The organism is Marinobacter sp. G5_S1_61_S3, from assembly GCF_054968585.1.
Genome location: NZ_JBQKUK010000006.1, coordinates 39,163 through 57,569, shown reverse-complemented (window position 1 = coordinate 57,569; position 18,407 = coordinate 39,163). Strand labels below are relative to the sequence as shown.

Here is an 18,407-nt window from a genome sequence, read left to right as displayed (position 1 = left end):
ACAGGAACCGATCATGAATATTCTTGTTATAGGCTCCGGCGGACGCGAACACGCACTGGCCTGGAAAGCCGCCCAATCACCGGACGCGGATCGGGTATTCGTCGCGCCGGGTAACGCCGGCACCGCCCGCGAACCCGGCCTGGAAAACATCGACATTGACGTGATGGACCTCAAGGGCCTGGCGGACTTTGCCGCGGCCAACCATGTGGGCCTGACTATTGTCGGCCCCGAGGCGCCGCTGGTTGATGGCATTGTAGACCTGTTCGAAGAGCGTGGTTTGCGGGTGTTCGGCCCCAGTGCCGGTGCCGCACAGCTGGAAGGCTCCAAGGCCTTCACCAAGGACTTTCTGGATCGCCAGAACATTCCCACCGCCGCCTACGCCAATTTCACCGACGTGGACCAGGCACTGGATTATGTACGCAAGCAGGGCGCACCCATCGTGGTGAAAGCCGATGGCCTGGCTGCGGGCAAAGGCGTGATTGTTGCCATGACGCTGAAGGAGGCGGAAGACGCCATCCGCGACATGCTGGCCGGTAACGCCTTTGGTGATGCAGGCAACCGCGTCGTGGTTGAGGAATTCCTGGATGGCGAAGAAGCCAGCTTTATCGTCATGGTAGATGGCGAGCACGTATTACCCATGGCGACCTCCCAGGACCATAAGCGTGTGGGCGACGGTGACACTGGCCCGAATACCGGTGGCATGGGGGCCTACTCCCCGGCTCCTGTGGTCACTCAGGATGTCCATAAGCGAATCATGGACGAAGTAATCTATCCCACCGTGCGCGGCATGGCCGCGGAAGGCCACCCCTACAAAGGTTTCCTGTACGCCGGCCTGATGATCGATGGCGAAGGTACCCCCAAGGTCATTGAATTCAACTGCCGCTTTGGGGATCCGGAAACCCAGCCCATCATGCTGCGGATGAAATCGGATCTGGTGGAACTCTGCGGGGCTGCCATTGACGGCAAGCTTGACCAGTGCCGTTCAGACTGGGACGAGCGCGCTTCCGTGGGCATCGTGCTGGCTGCGGGCGGCTATCCTGGCAGCTACAACAAGGGCGACGTCATATCCGGGCTGCCAGAATCGGAAATCGAGGGCGAGAAGGTCTTCCACGCCGGTACCCGTTTGAACGGGGAACAGGTGGCTACCAACGGTGGACGAGTGCTGTGCGCCACGGCCCTGGGCAGTACCGTCACAGAGGCACAGAAGCGCGCCTACGAGGTAGCTGCGCGCATTTCATGGGACGGTGCCTTCTATCGCAAGGACATTGCCTATCGCGCGATTGCCAGGGAAAACACCTGATAGCGCAGGCCCGAATCTGCCCACTCTTCGCAAGGAACGCTCTGATGGCTCAACGATCTGTCCTGTCGACCCTCTCAATACTGATCATCACCTTGATGATCAGTGCCTGTTCCCGCCAGGCTCTGTATGACAACGCCATTGGCTGGGAACGCTCCAGTGCCGGGCTGGAGGAATCCAGTATCACCGTTGGTGAGATGACCATTGCCTACCTGAGCAATGCAGAGCCGGTGGACGGCGACACCATCGTGCTCGTCCATGGCTTTGGCGCCAACAAGGACAACTGGACCCGACTGGCGCGGCAGTTGACGGATGAGTTCAACGTCTATGCCATCGACCTGCCCGGCCATGGTGACAGCAGCAAGGAGCTGGACCTGGGATATCGATTCGAGGATCAGGTCAGGCACCTGTCGAGGATTCTCGATGCTCTGGGCGTCCAGAGAGCGCACATGATGGGCAACTCCATGGGGGGCGCCATCACCGCTCTCTATGCAGCGACCTACCCGGACCAGATCCGCACCGCCACCCTCTTTGATCCGGCGGGAATTTTTGAGTACGACAGCGAGTTGGTCAGCCTGGTCATGGGCGGTGACAATCCGCTGATCCCCTCCCAGGAGGGCGACTTTGAACGCCTGGTTGATTTTGCGCTGGAGAAGAAACCCTTCGTGCCCTGGCCCATTTACGACGTCATGGAAGAGAAGGCCATTGCCAACCGCGACGTCAACGAAGTGATTTTCGATGCCATCCGGGATACCGGTTACGAGGATGACTTCCGCAATGCCATCACCCGCATCCAGGCACCGGTTCTGGTGGTCTGGGGTATGGAAGACCGGGTGATCAATTATCGCAACGCTGATGTGTTCGTCGAGCGAATCCCAGATGCCCGTAAAGTGCTTCTGGAAGGCGTCGGCCACGCCCCCATGGTCGAGGTGCCAGAAGAATCCGCACGCTTGTTCCGCGAGTTCGTCGCAACCGCCACCGGCCAGGGAAAGTGATCGCCAACGCGTGATAACTGGCACGACAAGTCAGTTTTGACTACACGGCCCGACGGAAACACGGTAGCCTTGCCAGAGCCTTGTTTCTAAACCGTGAAGTGACCCATGCCCGAAGCACTATGGATATCCTTTGCCTTTGTCCTCGGCCTGACGGTCAAAGCCATTGGCCTGCCGCCCCTGGTGGGATACCTGGCAGCAGGGTTTGTGCTGAGCGGTCTCTCCGCCGCCACTGACCTGGCCATTGAAGCTACGGATGTTCTTGAACACATCGCCCACCTGGGCGTCCTGTTGCTGCTGTTTACCGTTGGCCTGAAGCTGAAGCTACGTTCCATCATCAGCCCTGAAGTCATCGGCGGCAGCCTGCTTCACTTTGGCATCACCTGTGCGGTGTTTACCCCCGGCCTCTACCTGCTGATGGAACTCACGTGGCAGACTGCATTTCTGCTCGCCATCGCACTCTCCTTTTCCAGTACCGTGCTGGCCGCCAAGGTGCTGGAAACCAAGCGTGAACTGAGAGCCTTCCATGGGCGTGTCGCCATCGGAATCCTGATCATGCAGGATCTGATTGCCCTCGTGGTGATGAGTCTGGCCGCCGGCCAGACGCCCTCCCAGTGGGCGCTGATCATCTTTGGCCTGCCTCTGCTCAGACCGCTGCTGTTCAAACTGCTGGATGCCAGTGGTCACGATGAGTTGCTGGTTCTGCTCGGGCTCCTGCTGGCTCTGGTTCTTGGCGGGCTCGGTTTTGAAGCAGTGGGGCTGAGCTCGGAGCTTGGCGCCCTGGTGCTTGGCGCCATGCTGGCCAACCACCCACGTGCCCAGGAACTGGCCAAATCGCTATGGAGCGTAAAGGAAATGTTCCTGGTGGGCTTTTTCCTGCAGATTGGCATCGGCGGCCTGCCGGATGGTGAGGCATTGCTGTTTGCAGCCGTAGCGCTGCTGGTAGTGCCCCTGAAAGGGGTGCTGTTTTTCTTCCTGTTGCTGGCCTTCCGCCTGCGCTCTCGCAGCAGTTTCCTGAGCGCCCTGTCACTGACCAACTATAGTGAATTTGGCCTTATCGTGGCTAGTGTCGCCCTGCCGGAGTGGCTGGTCCCCCTGGCCATCACCGTGGCACTGTCCTTCGTGGTGTCTGCCCCCGTGAACCGGCTTTCCCACACGGTCTATGAGCGCTTCAGTGCCCGTCTGGCTCCCTTTGAGAGCCAGCGGCGCCACCCCGACGAACAACCGATCTCCCTGGGCAACACCAGATTACTAGTGATGGGTATGGGCCGTACCGGCTCAGCCGCCTATGACCAGCTTGCTCGTGAGGAGCCACTGATCAAGGCGCTTGACTCCGACCCGGCAAAGGTGGAAAAACACCAGAAGGAAGGACGAAATGTGGTCTTCGGAGATGCGGAGGACATCTCTTTCTGGCAAGGGCTGCACATGCCGGCGGTTGAAGCCGTCATCCTTGCCATGGGCGACATCGAAGGCAAACTGATCGCCGCCAGAAACCTTCGGAAAAAGGGCTTCACCGGCTATATTGTGGCGCATACCCTGTACGCCGACGAAGCAGAGCGAATTCGCGAAGCCGGTGCGGACGAGGCTTACCTGACCATGAGTGAAACCGGCGTCGCCCTGGCAAGCCAGGTGTTGCATCGCGACGGCCAGGCACCATCACCAACGGAGAACGCAAAAGCCTGATGCACGAACTCAAGGCTCCGGATAACAGCATGATGACCCAGATGACCTCCCTCCACGAGGAGCGTCTGGATTTCGTATTGCGTACCCTGAAGTCGACTGGGGCAAGGCGTGTACTCGACCTGGGTTGCGGTTCCGGCTCCCTGCTCTACCGCATGCTTGCCGACCCACAGTTCGAGAGCATAACCGGCCTTGAGGATTCCGGCGTGTCTCTTCAGCAGGCCCGTGCCGTGCTCGCTGAATACCTGTGCGAAGAAACTCCGAGGATCCGGCTGGTCCGCGGTTCCTATGCCGAGAGCAATCCTGCCCTGACCGGCTACGATGCGGCCGCCATGGTGGAAACCATTGAACATGTCCGGCCAGAGCAGCTGTCGAGGGTGGAACGCGCGGTGTTCGGGGAATACCGGCCAGGGTATCTGTTCATGACCACGCCAAATCGGGAGTACAACCCCCTGTTCGACCTGGCGCCGGGTGAATTCCGCGAGGAAGACCACAAATTCGAATGGGACAGGCCCAAGTTCCAGCGCTGGGCCCGTGGTGTGGCCGAGCGCAACGGCTATGACGTGCGATTTGGAGGCATTGGAGACTACGTACCCGACGTTGGGCACCCTACCCAGACAGCATTTTTTACCCGCCGGGACTGATCACCGGGTTCGACGCCAGGCACTGAGCTCCGCAATGGTGTGCTGAAATTTACGGCGGGTTTCCCGGATGACAAACGGCACATCCCTGGGCGGCTGTATCTCTTCAAAATGGTGCGAGAGTATCTCTTTCATACCCTGATAGACCGTATAGGGTTGGCCATTGCGTTCGTATCCGCCAATCCAGTTGGCAATCGGGGTGAATTCATCCATCAAGGTATAGGGCGAGCTGATCACCAGGGTGCCGCCCAGAGCCAGGCGTCTATGGATGCTTTCCAGGAAGGCGCCCGGATCCTGAAGACGGTCAATCAGGTTGCCCGCGAAGACCAGGTCATAATCCACATGTTCCGGCCCCAGGTTGCTGGCGTCGCCGGTGGCAAACGATACTTTTTCAGTCGCCCGGTCGAGCCCCAGGGCATTCAGGCTCACTGTTATGCGTTCGCCAAGCTCCCCTTCGTCGCGGCGGAAGTAATCGATCTCTCCGGTCTTCTGCAGGGTAGTCGCCGCATCGATAAACCGGCGGGAAAGGTCCACTCCCACCACATGGTCAAAGACCCGGCCAAGCTCAAAGGCGGTTCGGCCCACCGCGCACCCAAGATCAAGCGCTCGTCGTTTATCCCGGCCTGCCATCAACTCCTGGCAGATACCGGCGCAGCGGGCGGGATAATTTCCCACTCCGAAATGGCTTTCACCAAAATGGAACCCCAGGTACTGCCCGAGTAGTTCGTCGGTTTCATAGACATTCATATCAAGATCCTCAGCGTGTACCAGAAGCCGAATCCGACAGCGCACAGGTGCGAAACCCGGTGTACACGTCGTTGCGAAGGGGCAGATAGGCTTGCCTGTAAGTGCCCCGGATCAGGCATGAGGATGTCGCACACCCACCACCCCGGGTCACCTTGTGATCACCGAACTGCAAGGTAGACATAAAGGGGTACATATCGACCCTGAATCCGTCGTAGGGAAGAAACTGACTGCTGGTCCATTCCCAGACACTGCCGATCATCTGGCAACAGCCGGAGCGGCTATCACCCGCCGGATAATCCCACACCGGCTGCTGCGCCATGTGGGTGGCGTCGAGATCCGCATGGTCGGGTGTTGGGCGTTCATTCCCCCAGGGAAAACGACGAAAATCCTCGCCAATCCGGTTACCCAGTGCCGCAGCCTCCCACTCCACTTCTGTTGGCAAGCGGCGGCCGGCCCACTGGCAATAGGCCTCGGCCTCCCAATAGCTGACATGGACGACAGGCGCATCCAGATTCAGGGCCTGCCAGCGGTCAAACACACGCTCCTGCCATTCGCCCTCGTGCCAGCGCCAGTAAAGTGGATGCCTGGGCTCCCGCAACATTGGCTGGGAGCTCCCATGCACCAGGGCAGTATCGGTCTCGGTACTCAACCACTTGCGTCCTCCGAAAGACCAGAGTTCAGGTCGCCGGTAGCCATCATCCTCAACGAACGCCAGGAAATCGAGGTTAGAAACAAGGTGGCGGGAAATTGCAAACGGCTCCACCGTGGTTTCGATACGCGGCTTTTCCCCATCAAAGGAAAAGTCGGTGGTGGCGTAGCAGTCAGACTCGCCCGGCATTCCAATCTGGTAGCGACCGCCGGGGATGAGTGCATCGCCGGGCAGAGGCTCCACACGTTCTGGCAAGGCGCCAACAATACCGGGGGGAGCAGGCAGGGCAACCGTCTGCCGACACCACGTCATCGACTCAATGTGCATGTGCTGGTGATAAATGGCGTAGCGATAGAGGTACAGGGCCTCGTTGGTCAGTGGTTGCTGTGCGATGCGCGACGCAACACGATCGTAGATGGTGTTGAAATACTGAAGGGTTTGCTCACGGCCGGGGAAGAGTTTGCGACTCCAACGGTCTCCATGATCAATGTGAAACGAATCCCACAGGTCATCCATGGACGGATCGTAGCTCGGGGTTCCATCCAGAAGGTTAAAAACGAACACTTCGTAGAAAAAGCTCGCGTGCCCCATTTCCCAAAGTGGCGGGTTCACGCCCGGGTGGTAGGGCACCTCAAGCTGCTCATCACTGAGGGAGTCCACCAGTTCAAAGGTCCGTTGGCGGGTCGCCTCCAACTCGGCCAGCAGTTCTGTTTTCTGCGCCTGTTCGCTCTGCGTCATGTCGGCTCCGTCGATTACCCGTTTCTCGCCTTCAGCATAACAGAGAGCCTGGTACAGGGAACGCTCTCGATGCTCGCGCTCATCACCCTTCATCACCCTTCATCACCCCCAAACCAGCAGGATCATCGGTACGGCAACAGCGGTGACCAGGATCGACAGCGGCAAGCCCAAACGCCAGTAGTCGCCAAACTGATAGCCTCCGGGCTCCATCACCAGCGCATTCGACTGGTGACCGATGGGCGTCAGGAAGGCGCAGGAGGCGCCAACTGCGACCGCCATCAGCACCGCATCGGAAGCCATGCCAAGTTCAGCGGACAGGCTCAGTGCAATAGGCGCCACCAGAATGGCCGCCGCCGCGTTATTGACCACGTTCGATAACAGCATGGTTCCCACCAGAACCATGACCAGCACGGCCGACGGGGCCAGTCCGTCACCAATTGCCAGCATCTGGCCGGCGATCAGCTCTGCGCCACCCGTGGTTTCCAGCGCCTGTCCCACCGGGATCATCGCCGCCAGCAGCACAATCACAGACCAGTCGATGGCCCGGTAGGCACCGGGGGCGTCAATCAGCTTGGTCAAAACCATGGCCACAGCGCCGGACACCAACGCCACCGGGGCTGACAGCCAACCGCTGACAATGGCAACGATACTGATGATAAAGATGCCGGATGCCAGCAGGGTCTTGCGGGAAGAGCCCAGGCGCAACCCGCGTTCGGCCAGCGGCAGACAACCGAGGTTGGACAGCGTACCGGTCAGTGTGTCTTCGAAGCCCTGCACCAGCAGAATATCACCGGCATTGAAGCGAATATCCCCCAGCCGGCGCTTCAGCCGATGCCCCTGCCGGGCAACGGCAACAATATTGAGGCCGTTGCGCTCGCGCAAATTGAGGCGATTGGCCGTCTGCCCCACCAGGGAAGATTCAGGGGTGATCACCGCTTCAGTCAGCTGCACCTCACCTTCATTCAGTTCCTTTTTACGGCTTTTCCGTGCCGTTTTGTCCTCTTCGGATTCGGAGTCATCCTGGCTACCGAGTTCCAGGCCGGTGTTGTCGAGGAACGCCTGCAGGCTCTCGGTGTCCGATTCCACCAGAAGCAGGTCATTCTCTTGCAGTACCTTGTAGGTTGATGGCGCAAGCTGGCGTTTGTCGTCGCGAATCAGCGCCAGCACCACCACGTCCCGGTCTTCCCCGCTTTCCGCCAGCAGGTTGTGGAGTGTCGCGCCGGCATGGGGAGAACCTTCGGGGATCTTCAGTTCGGTCAGGTAGTCGCCAACGCTGAAAAGCTTGTCGTCATCCCCACTTTCGTCGCCCCTTCTGGGCGTCAATCGCCACCCCACCAGGGCGATGAAAGCGACACCGGCAAAGGTGATCGCAGCGCCCACCGGCGCAAAATCGAACAGACCAAACGCTTCGCTGCCTTCCCGATAGCTGGCAATGATAATGTTCGGAGGCGTCCCGATCAGGGTCATGGTGCCTCCAAGCAGCGAACCAAACGCCAGTGGCATCAGCAGCAATGAGGGCGAGCGCCCTGCCTCCCTGGACATCCACACCGCTACCGGCATCAACAGCGCCAACGCACCCACGTTGTTGATAAAACCGGAACAGAGCGCAACGACCGCCGTCAGGGTAAGCACCTGTATGGTGGGGCGGTGCCCTACCTTCCCCAGGAACCGGGCTATGTTATCCACCACACCGCCATTCACCAGGCCCTGACTGATCACCAGAACCGCCGCAACGGTCACCACGGCAGGGTGACCAAAGCCGGCAAACAGTTCGTCAGTGGGCACCAGCCCGGTAATGGCAATCGCCAACAACGCCAGCATCGCCACCACATCGAACCGCAGCCGGTTCCAGATGAACAGAGCCAGCGTGGCCCCCAACACTGCGAAGACAATTCCCTGCTCTGTGGTCACGCCTACCCCTTAATTTTACATCCGACGGTTTATCGTCGGTTTAACATGGATTATTTGTGCCTGATATCGCGCATGCCGCATGAATTTCTGGTAACTTTCTTCCCGTAGCGGTCTTTTACGAGCGCAGCACCATCTTTCGATTACAACGGGTGACATGAACACCCCATCAGGGAACAACAGGTACAAGGGACGTCATGACCAAGGAACTCCACAACGAACTCTATCAGATAACGTTTGCCGGGCGGATTCTCGAAGGATTCGACGACGCAGAAGTCAGGGAAAATGTACAAGCCCTGTTTCGGATCTCCGACGAACGTACTGCAAGCCTTTTCAGCGGTGCCACCAAGACACTCAAGTCCGGTCTCAGTCACGCGGACGCCCTGGTTTACCAGGAGCGACTGACAAAAGCTGGTGCCGAAGTGCAAATTGCGAAACAGCCCGCCGCTGCAGTAAACCCCAAATTGGAAACCGCCGGCGCCCAACCGCCAGCGTCGTCAGACGACGAGCCAGCAACGGCCACCCCGACCGGTCCACAACGGGAGACACCGCTGGAGTTCACCGGCAACGGCCGCGAGTATTTTGGAATCTGGATCGTCAACATCCTGCTGACCATTGTCACCCTTGGCATTTATTCGGCCTGGGCCACAGTGCGTAACAATCAATACTTCTACGGCAACACCAAACTCGATGGAGCCAGTTTCCAGTACCTGGCCAGCCCGATCACTATCCTCAAAGGTCGATTGATTGCCCTGGCTGTCCTGGTTGTCTACGTGGTGCTTTCCGAGATGTATGTTGAAGCTGCCGTGGTCTTTGCCATCGCATTTATCCCCCTCGTACCCTGGATCATGGTGCGCTCGCTGCGGTTCAATGCCGTCAACAGTGCCTACCGCAACATCCGCTTCGACTTTCAGGGCCGCTATGGCCAGGCTTTCATGGTGGCGTTTGTGTGGCCATTGCTGAACATGCTGACCCTGTTGCTGCTTACCCCACTGGTGATGAAGAAAACCCACGAATTCATCGCTAACGGCAGCCGATACGGCACCACCGAGTTCGCGCTCAAAGCCGATACCGGATCCTACTACCGTTTCTTCGGAAAAGGCCTGCTGATCGCCATTGCCTTCGGTGTTGCGGCGTTCCTCGCCATGCGCTATGTCGGCTTTACCGTCGGGTCGATCATTGCCGGTGCTGGCTACCTGACACTGTTCGGCTATTTCATGGCGGGCATTTCAAACCTCTTCCTCAATGCCGTCCACCTCGACCGTCACGGCTTTGAATCCCGCCTGCAACCGCTGCAAATGGTATGGATTTACCTGTCCAACAGTTTCTTCGTAGTCCTCACCCTTGGCCTTTTCACCCCCTGGGCCAAGGTGCGCATGGCAAGGTATCGGGCTTCCTGCACGGCCATGATGGTCAGCGGTGACCTGAACCACTTCGTTGCGGCCGAGCAGAACCGCACCAGCGCGTTGGGACAGGAACTGGGAGATGCCTTCGATGTCGACTTCGCCGCCATCTGAAGTCACGATCGAAGGCCAGTTCTATTCAGGTAATGACTCCAGCCGGCGGGGCGCAGTATTGCGCTCCGCCGCTGGCGTGATCATCGTTGATGCGGGAGACACCCGACTGCGCCTCGCGCACGACGATGTGACCATATCGCCACGGATTGGCAACACCCCCCGCTACCTCCACCTGCCTGACGATGGGGTCTTTGAAACCGAAGACAACGCCGCGGTGGATCAGCTTAGCCGGCAATCCCGGCGGGGGCGTGGCAATCGGCTGCTACACGCGCTGGAGAATCACCTGGGGCTGATTCTGGTTGCGGTCGTCGTCACGATTGCGACCACCGGCGCTGCGTTTGTCTGGGGCGTGCCCTGGGCGGCCCAGGCCGTGGCCAATGCACTCCCGAACAGCATAGCGGAGCAGGTTGGCGACTCCACACTCACCACGCTGGACAGCACCTGGCTTGAACCTTCTGAGCTGTCGGAGGAACGCCAACAGGCGTTGCAGGCCCACTTCGAGCCTTTCCTGACGCCAGTGGCGGGCAAAGACCTGAGAGTGATTTTCCGCTCGTCTCCCGCCATCGGCGCCAACGCCATGGCATTGCCGGATGGCACGATGATCTTCACGGACGATCTGGTGAACCTCGCCGAAGATGATAACGAACTGACCGCTATCCTCGCCCATGAAATCGGCCATGTCGCCCATAACCATGGCATGAAAGGCATGGTGCAATCGTCACTGACTTTCTGGCTGATCGTGATGATGACCGGTGACCTGTCTGCGTTTTCCGACGCAACCGTAGTGGTTCCGGCGGTCATGATGAGCCTGTCCTACTCCCGTGACATGGAACGGGAGGCCGACGCCTATGCCCTGAAAGCAATGACGGACCACGACCTGGACCCGACCCACTTCGTTACCATCATGGAGCGCCTGATGGCTGCTCATGGCGAGGACCGTTCCTCAGAGGCCGAGGAAGGCACTAGCCGGTGGGACAGCCTTCGCGACATGCTGTCGAGCCATCCGGAAACGGGCGATCGCATCGAACGCTTTAAACAGACGCCCTGATCGGTATAGTAGCGATACGTTCATCACAGGGAGCACACACGATGCCATCCAGACCCACCAGGCCGGTTGCGGCCTCTGCCATCGACAAACATGTCTACAAGGTTTTTCCCAATGACATGAACGCACATCAGACGGTGTTCGGGGGCATGATTATGGCCAAGTGCGACCGTCTGGCCCTGGTGGTGGCGGAACGACACTCCGGCCATGTCTGCGTCACGGCAGCGGTGGACTCCATTCACTTCCGCGCGCCCGCCAAGGGCAACGATACCCTGCTGTTCAGCCTTGCCCTGAACCGCAGCTGGGGGTCATCCATGGAAATCGGAGCTCGGGTGGAAGCGGAAAACAGCTACACCGGAGAATCCCGACATATCCTTTCCGCATTTTTCACTTTCGTGGCGCTGGACGAGAACGACAATCCCGTGGACGTGCCTGCGGTAGAGCCGGAAACCGACGACGAGAAACGCCGCTTCAACAACGCCGAAATCCGTCGGGAAGGTCGCCTGGAAACCCGCAAGAAGCTGAGTGAACGCCACTAAGGAATTCCACTCCCTATCCCCATGGCCCTTACCCCCTTAAACGACAAAAGCCCTGCCGGAATCCCGGCAGGGCTTTTTTTGTGGCAGGTCCCGGGCAAGCCCGGGAACAACAACCGAACCGTTATTTAGAACTGGTTCATGGTGTTGTCTTTACCGCCAGCCTTCAGAGCTGCGTCACCCGCGAAGAACTCTTTGTGGTCATCACCGATGTTGGAACCGGCCATGTCCTGGTGCTTCACAGTCGCGATACCCTGACGGATTTCCTTACGCTGAACGCCTGCAACGTAGGCCAGCATGCCTTCGTCACCGAAGTAGCCCTTGGCCAGGTTGTCGGTAGACAGAGCAGCCGTGTGGTAAGTCGGCAGAGTGATCAGGTGGTGGAAGATGCCGGCTTCACGTGACCCGTCACGCTGGAAGTTGGCAGTCCACTCATCGGCCAGCTTGCCAAGGTCGGTTTCGTCGTACTTGGCATTCATCAGGTCGGCGCGCTCGTAGGCAGATACGTCCTTGCCTTCTTCTTTCCACGCGTCGAATACCTGCTGACGGAAGTTCAGGGTCCAGTTGAAGGACGGGCTGTTGTTGTAAACCAGCTTGGCATCGGGAACCACTTCCTTGATGCGGTTAACCATGGCAGCGATCTGGCCAACGTGGGGCTTCTCGGTTTCGATCCACAGCAGGTCAGCACCGTTCTGCAGGCTGGTGATACAGTCCAGAACCACACGGTCTTCGCCAGTGCCAGGCTTGAACTGGAACAGGCCAGATGCCAGACGCTTGGGACGAACCAGCTGACCTTTCTGCTTGATCACAACGTCGCCGTTGTTGATGTCTTCAGCCTTCTCGATCACTTCACCGTCGATGAAGCTGTTGTACTGGTCGCCCAGGTCGCCCGGCTCTTCAGTCACAGCGATCTTCTGGGTCAGGCCAGCGCCCAGGGAGTCAGTACGGGCAACGATCACACCGTCGTCCACACCCAGCTCAAGGAAAGCCAGACGTACAGCGTTGATCTTGGACAGGAAGTCGGCGTGAGGAACGGTCACTTTGCCGTCCTGGTGGCCACACTGCTTCTCGTCGGACACCTGGTTCTCGATCTGGATACAGCAAGCGCCTGCTTCGATCATCTGCTTGGCCAGCAGGTACGTTGCTTCGGCGTTACCGAAACCAGCGTCGATGTCGGCGATGATCGGCACAACGTGAGTTTCGTGATTGTCGATCTGCTTGATCAGCTCGTCAGCCTTGGCGTTGTCGCCAGCGTTCTGAGCTTCTTCCAGGGCGCGGAACAGGTGGTTCAGTTCCCAGGCATCCGCCTGACGCAGGAAGGTGTACAGTTCTTCGATCAGACCAGATACAGCGGTCTTCTCGTGCATGGACTGGTCAGGCAGCGGGCCAAACTCGGAGCGCAGGGCCGCAACCATCCAGCCAGACAGGTACAGGTAACGACGCTTGGTGGTACCGAAGTGCTTCTTGATGGACAGCAGCTTCTGCTGACCGATGAAGCCATGCCAGCAACCCAGGGACTGGGTGTACTGAGCCGTGTCCTTGTCGTAGTTCGCCATGTCTTCGCGCATGATTTTCGCGGTGAACTTGGCGATGTCCAGACCAGTCTTGAATTTGTTCTGGGCGCGCATGCGGGCCGCGTGCTCGGGCTTGATGGCGTTCCAGGTCGGGTTTTGCTTCAGCAGGGAAGCGATGGCGTCAACGTCTTTTGCGTATGGCATGGTCTCAGTCCTGTTTCTAAGGTTTGAGGTGCTCTTTTATGAAGCATAAAAGCGACTTCAGCGAGCCAGCGTCCGTTCAAAAAATAACCAGACCGCTGACATTGAGGGTTACTTTAGTGGCTTTGATTTTATAATTGAAATTTATATTATCTATATTCGGCATTTTTTGTATGAATGAAGACATCTTCCCTCACGCATTGCAAAGAACAACGAGCCGATCAGCGCTATTCAGGTCAAGATACTCGTCCCGTGGCGGGCTCAGCGCCAGATGCCGCCCCAACGAGTCGGGCTGCGCGCGCCATATGCCCAGCGCCACTTCTCCTTCCGCAGCGACCGTTTTCTCCAGTACCTGAAAATCCGCGCTGGCAGGCAAAGGATAGTTCTGGGGATCCCGGAACTGCACCTCAGCACCGCCCACCGTAAACAGCTCATCCAGCACCACCCTCAGCTCCCGCCGCAGGGCGACCTGAGCAAGCACGTGACTGATGATCATTGGGCTGATCAGCATTTCACTCTGGTGGCCCATTAACAGATTTCGATTGTCCGGGTCGCTCAGTTCCATGATCAGTTGCGGGCGCCTATCACCCTCACTCAACAGGTCTTCCAGTTGCAGGTAACCCACCATGGCACGGGCGTCAGCTTCCTCGCCGGACGCCAGACGATCACTGCTCAACAACATAATGGAGTCATAGTTGAGCGGCCCAACCCGCCTCAACTCGCCTTCCACCATGTAATCCGCTTCGATATGGCGGCAGATCACGTCCCGCTGCCCCCCCAGGTAACGGTCAATTTCCTGTTCCCGCTCCTTGGCAGGCACTACCGAAACGAGATCCACCTCGAACCGCCGTTGGCTGTAGCTGGAAAACTCATCGATCAGGCTTGGCACCCGGCGATTCCATCCCAGCACAAGAATCCGGTGAACCCCGCCTGAAAGCGAGACAGCCCGGCTTGCGGGTTCACCTCGAGTGATAACCGGCAGCGGCGGCACCTTCGAATCCGACTCGGTTTCGGTGTAGTCCCTGGCCATCATGACAACCCGGTCCCCGGCCTCAATCACCGTGTCTGACGACGCCGGCATCCTCACCATCCAGGCCTTGCCCGACCGCTTCAGAATACCCAGCACAATTGCCTGGGGCCGCAGAGAGGCCAATTCTCCGAGGGACAGTCCCGCCAGGGCATCGCCACCCCGGATGTAGATTTCGCAACCCTCACCGGCGGTCAGAAGTTCGTTGTAAATTTCCGACAACCCCGGATGGAGGATGTTCTGCACCATTAGCCGGCTTATGGTGGCATCGCCGGCAACCACCTCCACCTCTCCGGGATAGGCGCGCTCAATCACCGGGAGCTTGCGCACATCCTGTATCTCGGCAATGACAAAGGGCAGTGATGCCCCCAGGTGTCGTGCCTGAGCAGCAATGGACAGCAACGCCTTCACGGTCTCCACGTCCGATGTCACCAGGCTGCCCGCCTGATGGGAGGCACTGGGCACTATGACAGCCGCGGCATCCAGGCAGGCTACCCTCTGCAAGGCATCCGGCTGAATGGCAGCGCCGGCACGGAGGATGATCTGGCGAGACTTGCGCCCGATACCGGGCTCGTCGCGCAACTCATGCACCTGGGCCGCCGAGGCATGCTCGGAAAGCACCACCAGGCGTAAGCGGTTGGTTTCACGTTTTTCCAGGAAACGGCGCATGCGCCCTGATGACCCCAACAACTCGCCCAGCAGCGGTAAGGTCTGGCTGGTCCAGCCCAGAACTACGATGTGGTTTCGCAGGGTAACCGGGGTCAGCCCCCGCTCCAGGTCGGTCATCTTGGCGATCAACCAGCGCGTCAGGATCGCCACCAGCGTGCCCATGAAAACCACATAACCGCTGACGGTGAGAATGGTGGACACAAACCGCTGCCAGTTACCCACATCGTCTCCGAGATAGCCCGGGTCCGTCAGCCGCAAAAAAGCCCACCAGATGGCATCGCCGACATCTTCAAAAGGCGTTCCAAGGGGGATCACCAGCAGCCCGCCAACAAGCGAAATGATGCCTATAAAGACACCCACCACTAACAACTGAAAGCCCGCACCTTTTACGAGTTGGCGCTCAACGATGAACTTCACGCGGTCAACAAAACGAAAGGGGATCATGATCGTCCTTCTGGCAAGATGGGGAATGTCGGTAGCATAGCGCAGAACGTATGGAATAAAACCGGAGCGGTGCCTTATAGCACGCTCGTTCACGAACAATTGACTGGCTACGCAATCCGCAGCATCGTATAGATGTCTATCAAGTTCTCCAACGCGGCCCTGAGCGGCTGCAAGACTGGCCGGTTTTTCATGTCCCATGCGCCGATCACATTGTCACTTGCTGTCATCCCGCTGATGACGGGCTGCTCCCTGCTGGCACCAACACCGGAACCGGCGCCACCACAAACCCACTATCATGCCCCCGTGGTCGAGGCCGTATCCGGCACGGCGGTTTCCATACCGCAACTGGCCGAGCGACTTGCGGAACAGGATGTGGTCATGATTGGCGAATATCACGGCCACCAGGGCGCTCACCTGCTCCAATCCCGCCTGCAGGCTCATCTGTACCAGCATCGCCCTGAACAGTTGTTATCCATGGAACAGTTCGAGGTGGACCGGCAGCCGGTGCTGGACCGCTACCTGGCCGGCGACATTGGCGAAATGGAACTGGTCGAGGATGCCGGCGCCTGGCCTATCTACCAATACGCCTACAGACCGCTGGTGGAATTTGCTCGTCGCCAGGGCCTGCCGGTCATCGCCGCAAACGCTCCGGGTGATATCGTTCGCTGCGTGGGACGCGAGGGGCCCGAGTATCTGGCGGACCTGAACGCAGCTCGGAAACGCCACATCCCAGACGCGCCCTTCGCAGGCAGCGCAGCCTACCGGGAAAAATTCTTTGGCACCATGGGCGGCCGGCATGGCACCGCCGACAATGAGCGACTGCAGAACACTTATCACGCCCAGTTGCTGCGGGACAACACCATGGCAAGCCGGATACTGGCCGCAAGGGAACGCCACCCCGAGCACCAGGTCATTCACCTGACGGGCACCTTTCACAGCGAGGAGCGCCTGGGCACGGTAGAGGCCCTTTTGCAGCGAAACCCCGGGCTGTCTGTAGCGGTTATAAGCCCGGTTTTTATGGAAGCGCAGCCCGACGGTGACGAACTACCGCTCACCGGTAACCAAAACAAGGGCGACTATCTCTATTTCCTGCTACCGCTGCCCCCGGAGTACCGGGACGAAGAACGGGGACACAAAGCGATGATGGATGCGTTCCGGAATATGCCTGGAACAACCTGTGACTAGGCCTCACCAGCCTTTGCGAAAGCCGACCCCATAGCGCGGGAAAAAACCGCCTCGTCCGCTGCGCTGAAAAGCACGAAGCGCACATACCTAACCCTTCCCAGACGCGGCAATACCTGCCTGACCGTCGCTATGGCAACCTCTGCAGCCCCTTCTACCGGGTAACCGAAAGCCCCTGCCGAAATGGCGGGAAACGCTATGGATTCAATTGCTTTACTGTCTGCCAACTCAAGGGCATTGCGATAGCATTCCGCCAGCCAGTGATCGGAAGGTTCATCCACACCGTAAACGGGCCCCAGGCAGTGGACGACGTACTGGTTTGGCAGGTTATGCGCCCCTGAAATCACCGCCTCACCCGGGCGGATCGGTGCCATGGGCCGGCACTCTTCAGCCAGCCCTGGCCCTGCCGCCGCATGGAGCGCGCCTGCGACACCGCCCCCGGACATCAATTGGGCATTGGCGGCGTTAACGACTGCTTCCAGATCATCCTGGCGGGTGATGTCGCCACGAACGCATTCCACAGTTTTTCCGTTCAGTTCAACCTGTGCCATGGAAACCTCCCGGCCATTGCCTCAGCGTCGCCGCTTCAGCGAGCGGTTGATAATAACGGTTTCCGGCTCGCCGTGACCTGCGATGGCAGCCAGCGCCCGGTCCAACGTTGCCTCGGCAATGGCTTCGTGTTTTTGGGGTAACGAGTGAACCTTGACCGGCAGGAAATCCAGCAGCCGGTCATCTCCGAAGGTAGCCATTCTGAGGGACTGCGGCAAGCCTCCCGGCTGCTCCAGCAGCACGTCGAGCACCCCTTGTAAGAGGGTGTACGAGGCGGTAATCAACGCATCCGGAAGCCCCTGATCCGCCAGCACCTGCTGCATCAGTCGGGCGCCGGAGGCTCGGTCATAGCGTTCACCGCTGTAGACCGCCCATTGTCCACTGCGACTCCGAGCCACCTCCTCAAAGCCCTCGCGGCGCTCCCGTGTCATCGCCAGCGCCGGCACCGCATCAAGCCAGACCACCGACCCGGTGCCCGGTTCCAGCACTGAACGGGCCAGTGTGGCTGCGCCCTTGCGATTGTCGCTGACCACGCAACTGATCACACCCGGTGATTGCGATCGGTCCACCGCGATCACCGGCAGGTCTTCCTGCTGCAACTCTTGGTAGAAGGGGTCATTCGGTGGCAGGGCACTCGCAACGATCAGGGCATCGCATCGCCTTGCCTTGAGAGAACGCGCCAGCTCGCGCTCGGTATCCGGGTCATCCCCGGAGCCGGCAATCAGCAATTGATAGCCCCGGGCACGGGCACCCTGCTCCAGCAATTTGGCCAGGCGGGCGTAACTGGCGTTCTCCAGGTCCGGCAGGATAAACCCCAGGGTGCGGCTGGCCCCACCACGCAGCGACGCGGCTTGCGGGTCGATCTGGAAGTGGTTGTCCCGTGCAACCGCCATCACCTTTTCGATAGTCGCCGGCTTGATCCGGCGGGCCGGCCCCTGGCCATTGATCACGTAGCTGGCGGTGGTGCGGGACACCCCCGCCAGGCGGGCAAGTTCTGCAAGGGTCATGGGGCCGAGTCCTCCTGGGCACAGATTGCTTGATTTCTGATCACATCTGTTTCATGATTCATTC

The 18,407-nt window shown here is 59.2% G+C and carries 15 protein-coding genes; 8 read left to right on the top strand and 7 right to left on the bottom strand.

Translation table 11 applies throughout. From position 1 onward, the window contains the following. The first annotated feature begins 13 nt into the window (after nt 1-13). The 4 genes from purD to ACTRWH_RS07215 all read left to right on the top strand — a co-directional run bounded on the left by purD (nt 14) and on the right by ACTRWH_RS07215 (nt 4,613). On the top strand, nt 14-1,300 hold the full coding sequence (purD, locus tag ACTRWH_RS07230; protein ID WP_462826188.1) for a phosphoribosylamine--glycine ligase: 1,287 nt from the start codon (nt 14-16) through the stop codon (nt 1,298-1,300). Between the two features lie 44 nt (nt 1,301-1,344). Beyond that, entirely contained in the window at nt 1,345-2,292 is a 948-nt protein-coding gene (locus ACTRWH_RS07225) for an alpha/beta fold hydrolase (RefSeq protein WP_036210564.1), read from the top strand. A gap of 105 nt (nt 2,293-2,397) precedes the next feature. Further along, nucleotides 2,398-3,972, top strand: coding sequence for a cation:proton antiporter family protein (locus ACTRWH_RS07220; protein ID WP_036210567.1), 1,575 nt, complete (start codon nt 2,398-2,400; stop codon nt 3,970-3,972). After that, a complete protein-coding gene (locus ACTRWH_RS07215) occupies nt 3,972-4,613 on the top strand; it encodes a methyltransferase domain-containing protein (RefSeq protein ID WP_036210570.1) in 642 nt (213 codons plus the stop codon). Before ACTRWH_RS07220 ends, ACTRWH_RS07215 begins: the two co-directional genes overlap by 1 nt. Here the strand turns inward: ACTRWH_RS07215 and ACTRWH_RS07210 are convergent, their stop codons facing one another. From ACTRWH_RS07210 to ACTRWH_RS07200, 3 genes are read right to left on the bottom strand one after another with little or no spacing between them, the layout of a single operon-like run. Then, nucleotides 4,614-5,357 carry a putative 4-mercaptohistidine N1-methyltransferase gene (locus ACTRWH_RS07210; RefSeq protein ID WP_036210573.1) on the bottom strand — a complete coding sequence of 248 codons (744 nt, stop codon included), beginning with the start codon at nt 5,355-5,357 and terminating at the stop codon, nt 4,614-4,616. A gap of 10 nt (nt 5,358-5,367) precedes the next feature. Next, the gene (gene senA / locus ACTRWH_RS07205; protein WP_462826187.1) at nt 5,368-6,837 is read right to left on the bottom strand and encodes a selenoneine synthase SenA; all 1,470 of its coding nucleotides are present in this window, start codon (nt 6,835-6,837) and stop codon (nt 5,368-5,370) included. A 9-nt stretch (nt 6,838-6,846) separates the two neighbouring features. Next, nucleotides 6,847-8,655 carry an SLC13 family permease gene (locus ACTRWH_RS07200; protein ID WP_462826186.1) on the bottom strand — a complete coding sequence of 603 codons (1,809 nt, stop codon included), beginning with the start codon at nt 8,653-8,655 and terminating at the stop codon, nt 6,847-6,849. Nucleotides 8,656-8,849: 194 nt separating this feature from the next. Between ACTRWH_RS07200 and ACTRWH_RS07195 the strand changes: the two genes are divergently transcribed. The 3 genes from ACTRWH_RS07195 to ACTRWH_RS07185 are packed head-to-tail and all read left to right on the top strand — an operon-like array spanning nt 8,850 to nt 11,753. Continuing rightward, entirely contained in the window at nt 8,850-10,169 is a 1,320-nt protein-coding gene (locus tag ACTRWH_RS07195; protein ID WP_041332546.1) for a YjgN family protein, read from the top strand. After that, the gene (locus tag ACTRWH_RS07190; RefSeq protein WP_462826185.1) at nt 10,147-11,217 is read left to right on the top strand and encodes a M48 family metalloprotease; all 1,071 of its coding nucleotides are present in this window, start codon (nt 10,147-10,149) and stop codon (nt 11,215-11,217) included. The genes ACTRWH_RS07195 and ACTRWH_RS07190 overlap by 23 nt, the downstream gene beginning before the upstream one ends. Before the next feature lie 41 nt (nt 11,218-11,258). After that, entirely contained in the window at nt 11,259-11,753 is a 495-nt protein-coding gene (locus tag ACTRWH_RS07185; RefSeq protein WP_036210582.1) for an acyl-CoA thioesterase, read from the top strand. Between the two features lie 125 nt (nt 11,754-11,878). On the opposite strand, the gene ACTRWH_RS07180 is transcribed toward ACTRWH_RS07185, so the two are convergent. Together ACTRWH_RS07180 and ACTRWH_RS07175 are read right to left on the bottom strand one after the other, a co-directional pair. Then, a complete protein-coding gene (locus tag ACTRWH_RS07180) occupies nt 11,879-13,468 on the bottom strand; it encodes an isocitrate lyase (RefSeq protein ID WP_007154178.1) in 1,590 nt (529 codons plus the stop codon). A gap of 190 nt (nt 13,469-13,658) precedes the next feature. Beyond that, the gene (locus ACTRWH_RS07175) at nt 13,659-15,605 is read right to left on the bottom strand and encodes a CASTOR/POLLUX-related putative ion channel (RefSeq protein WP_462826184.1); all 1,947 of its coding nucleotides are present in this window, start codon (nt 15,603-15,605) and stop codon (nt 13,659-13,661) included. A gap of 132 nt (nt 15,606-15,737) precedes the next feature. On the opposite strand from ACTRWH_RS07175, the gene ACTRWH_RS07170 reads away from it, so the two are divergent. Continuing rightward, complete coding sequence (locus tag ACTRWH_RS07170) at nt 15,738-16,790, top strand: ChaN family lipoprotein (protein ID WP_462826183.1); 1,053 nt, start codon at nt 15,738-15,740, stop codon at nt 16,788-16,790. Here the strand turns inward: ACTRWH_RS07170 and ACTRWH_RS07165 are convergent. Further along, nucleotides 16,787-17,338, bottom strand: a complete 552-nt coding sequence (locus ACTRWH_RS07165; RefSeq protein WP_428397321.1) for a macro domain-containing protein — start codon at nt 17,336-17,338, stop codon at nt 16,787-16,789. The genes ACTRWH_RS07170 and ACTRWH_RS07165 overlap by 4 nt on opposite strands. Before the next feature lie 21 nt (nt 17,339-17,359). Further along, nucleotides 17,360-18,343, bottom strand: coding sequence for a catabolite repressor/activator (cra, locus tag ACTRWH_RS07160; protein ID WP_350034778.1), 984 nt, complete (start codon nt 18,341-18,343; stop codon nt 17,360-17,362). Between the last annotated feature and the right edge of the window lie 64 nt (nt 18,344-18,407).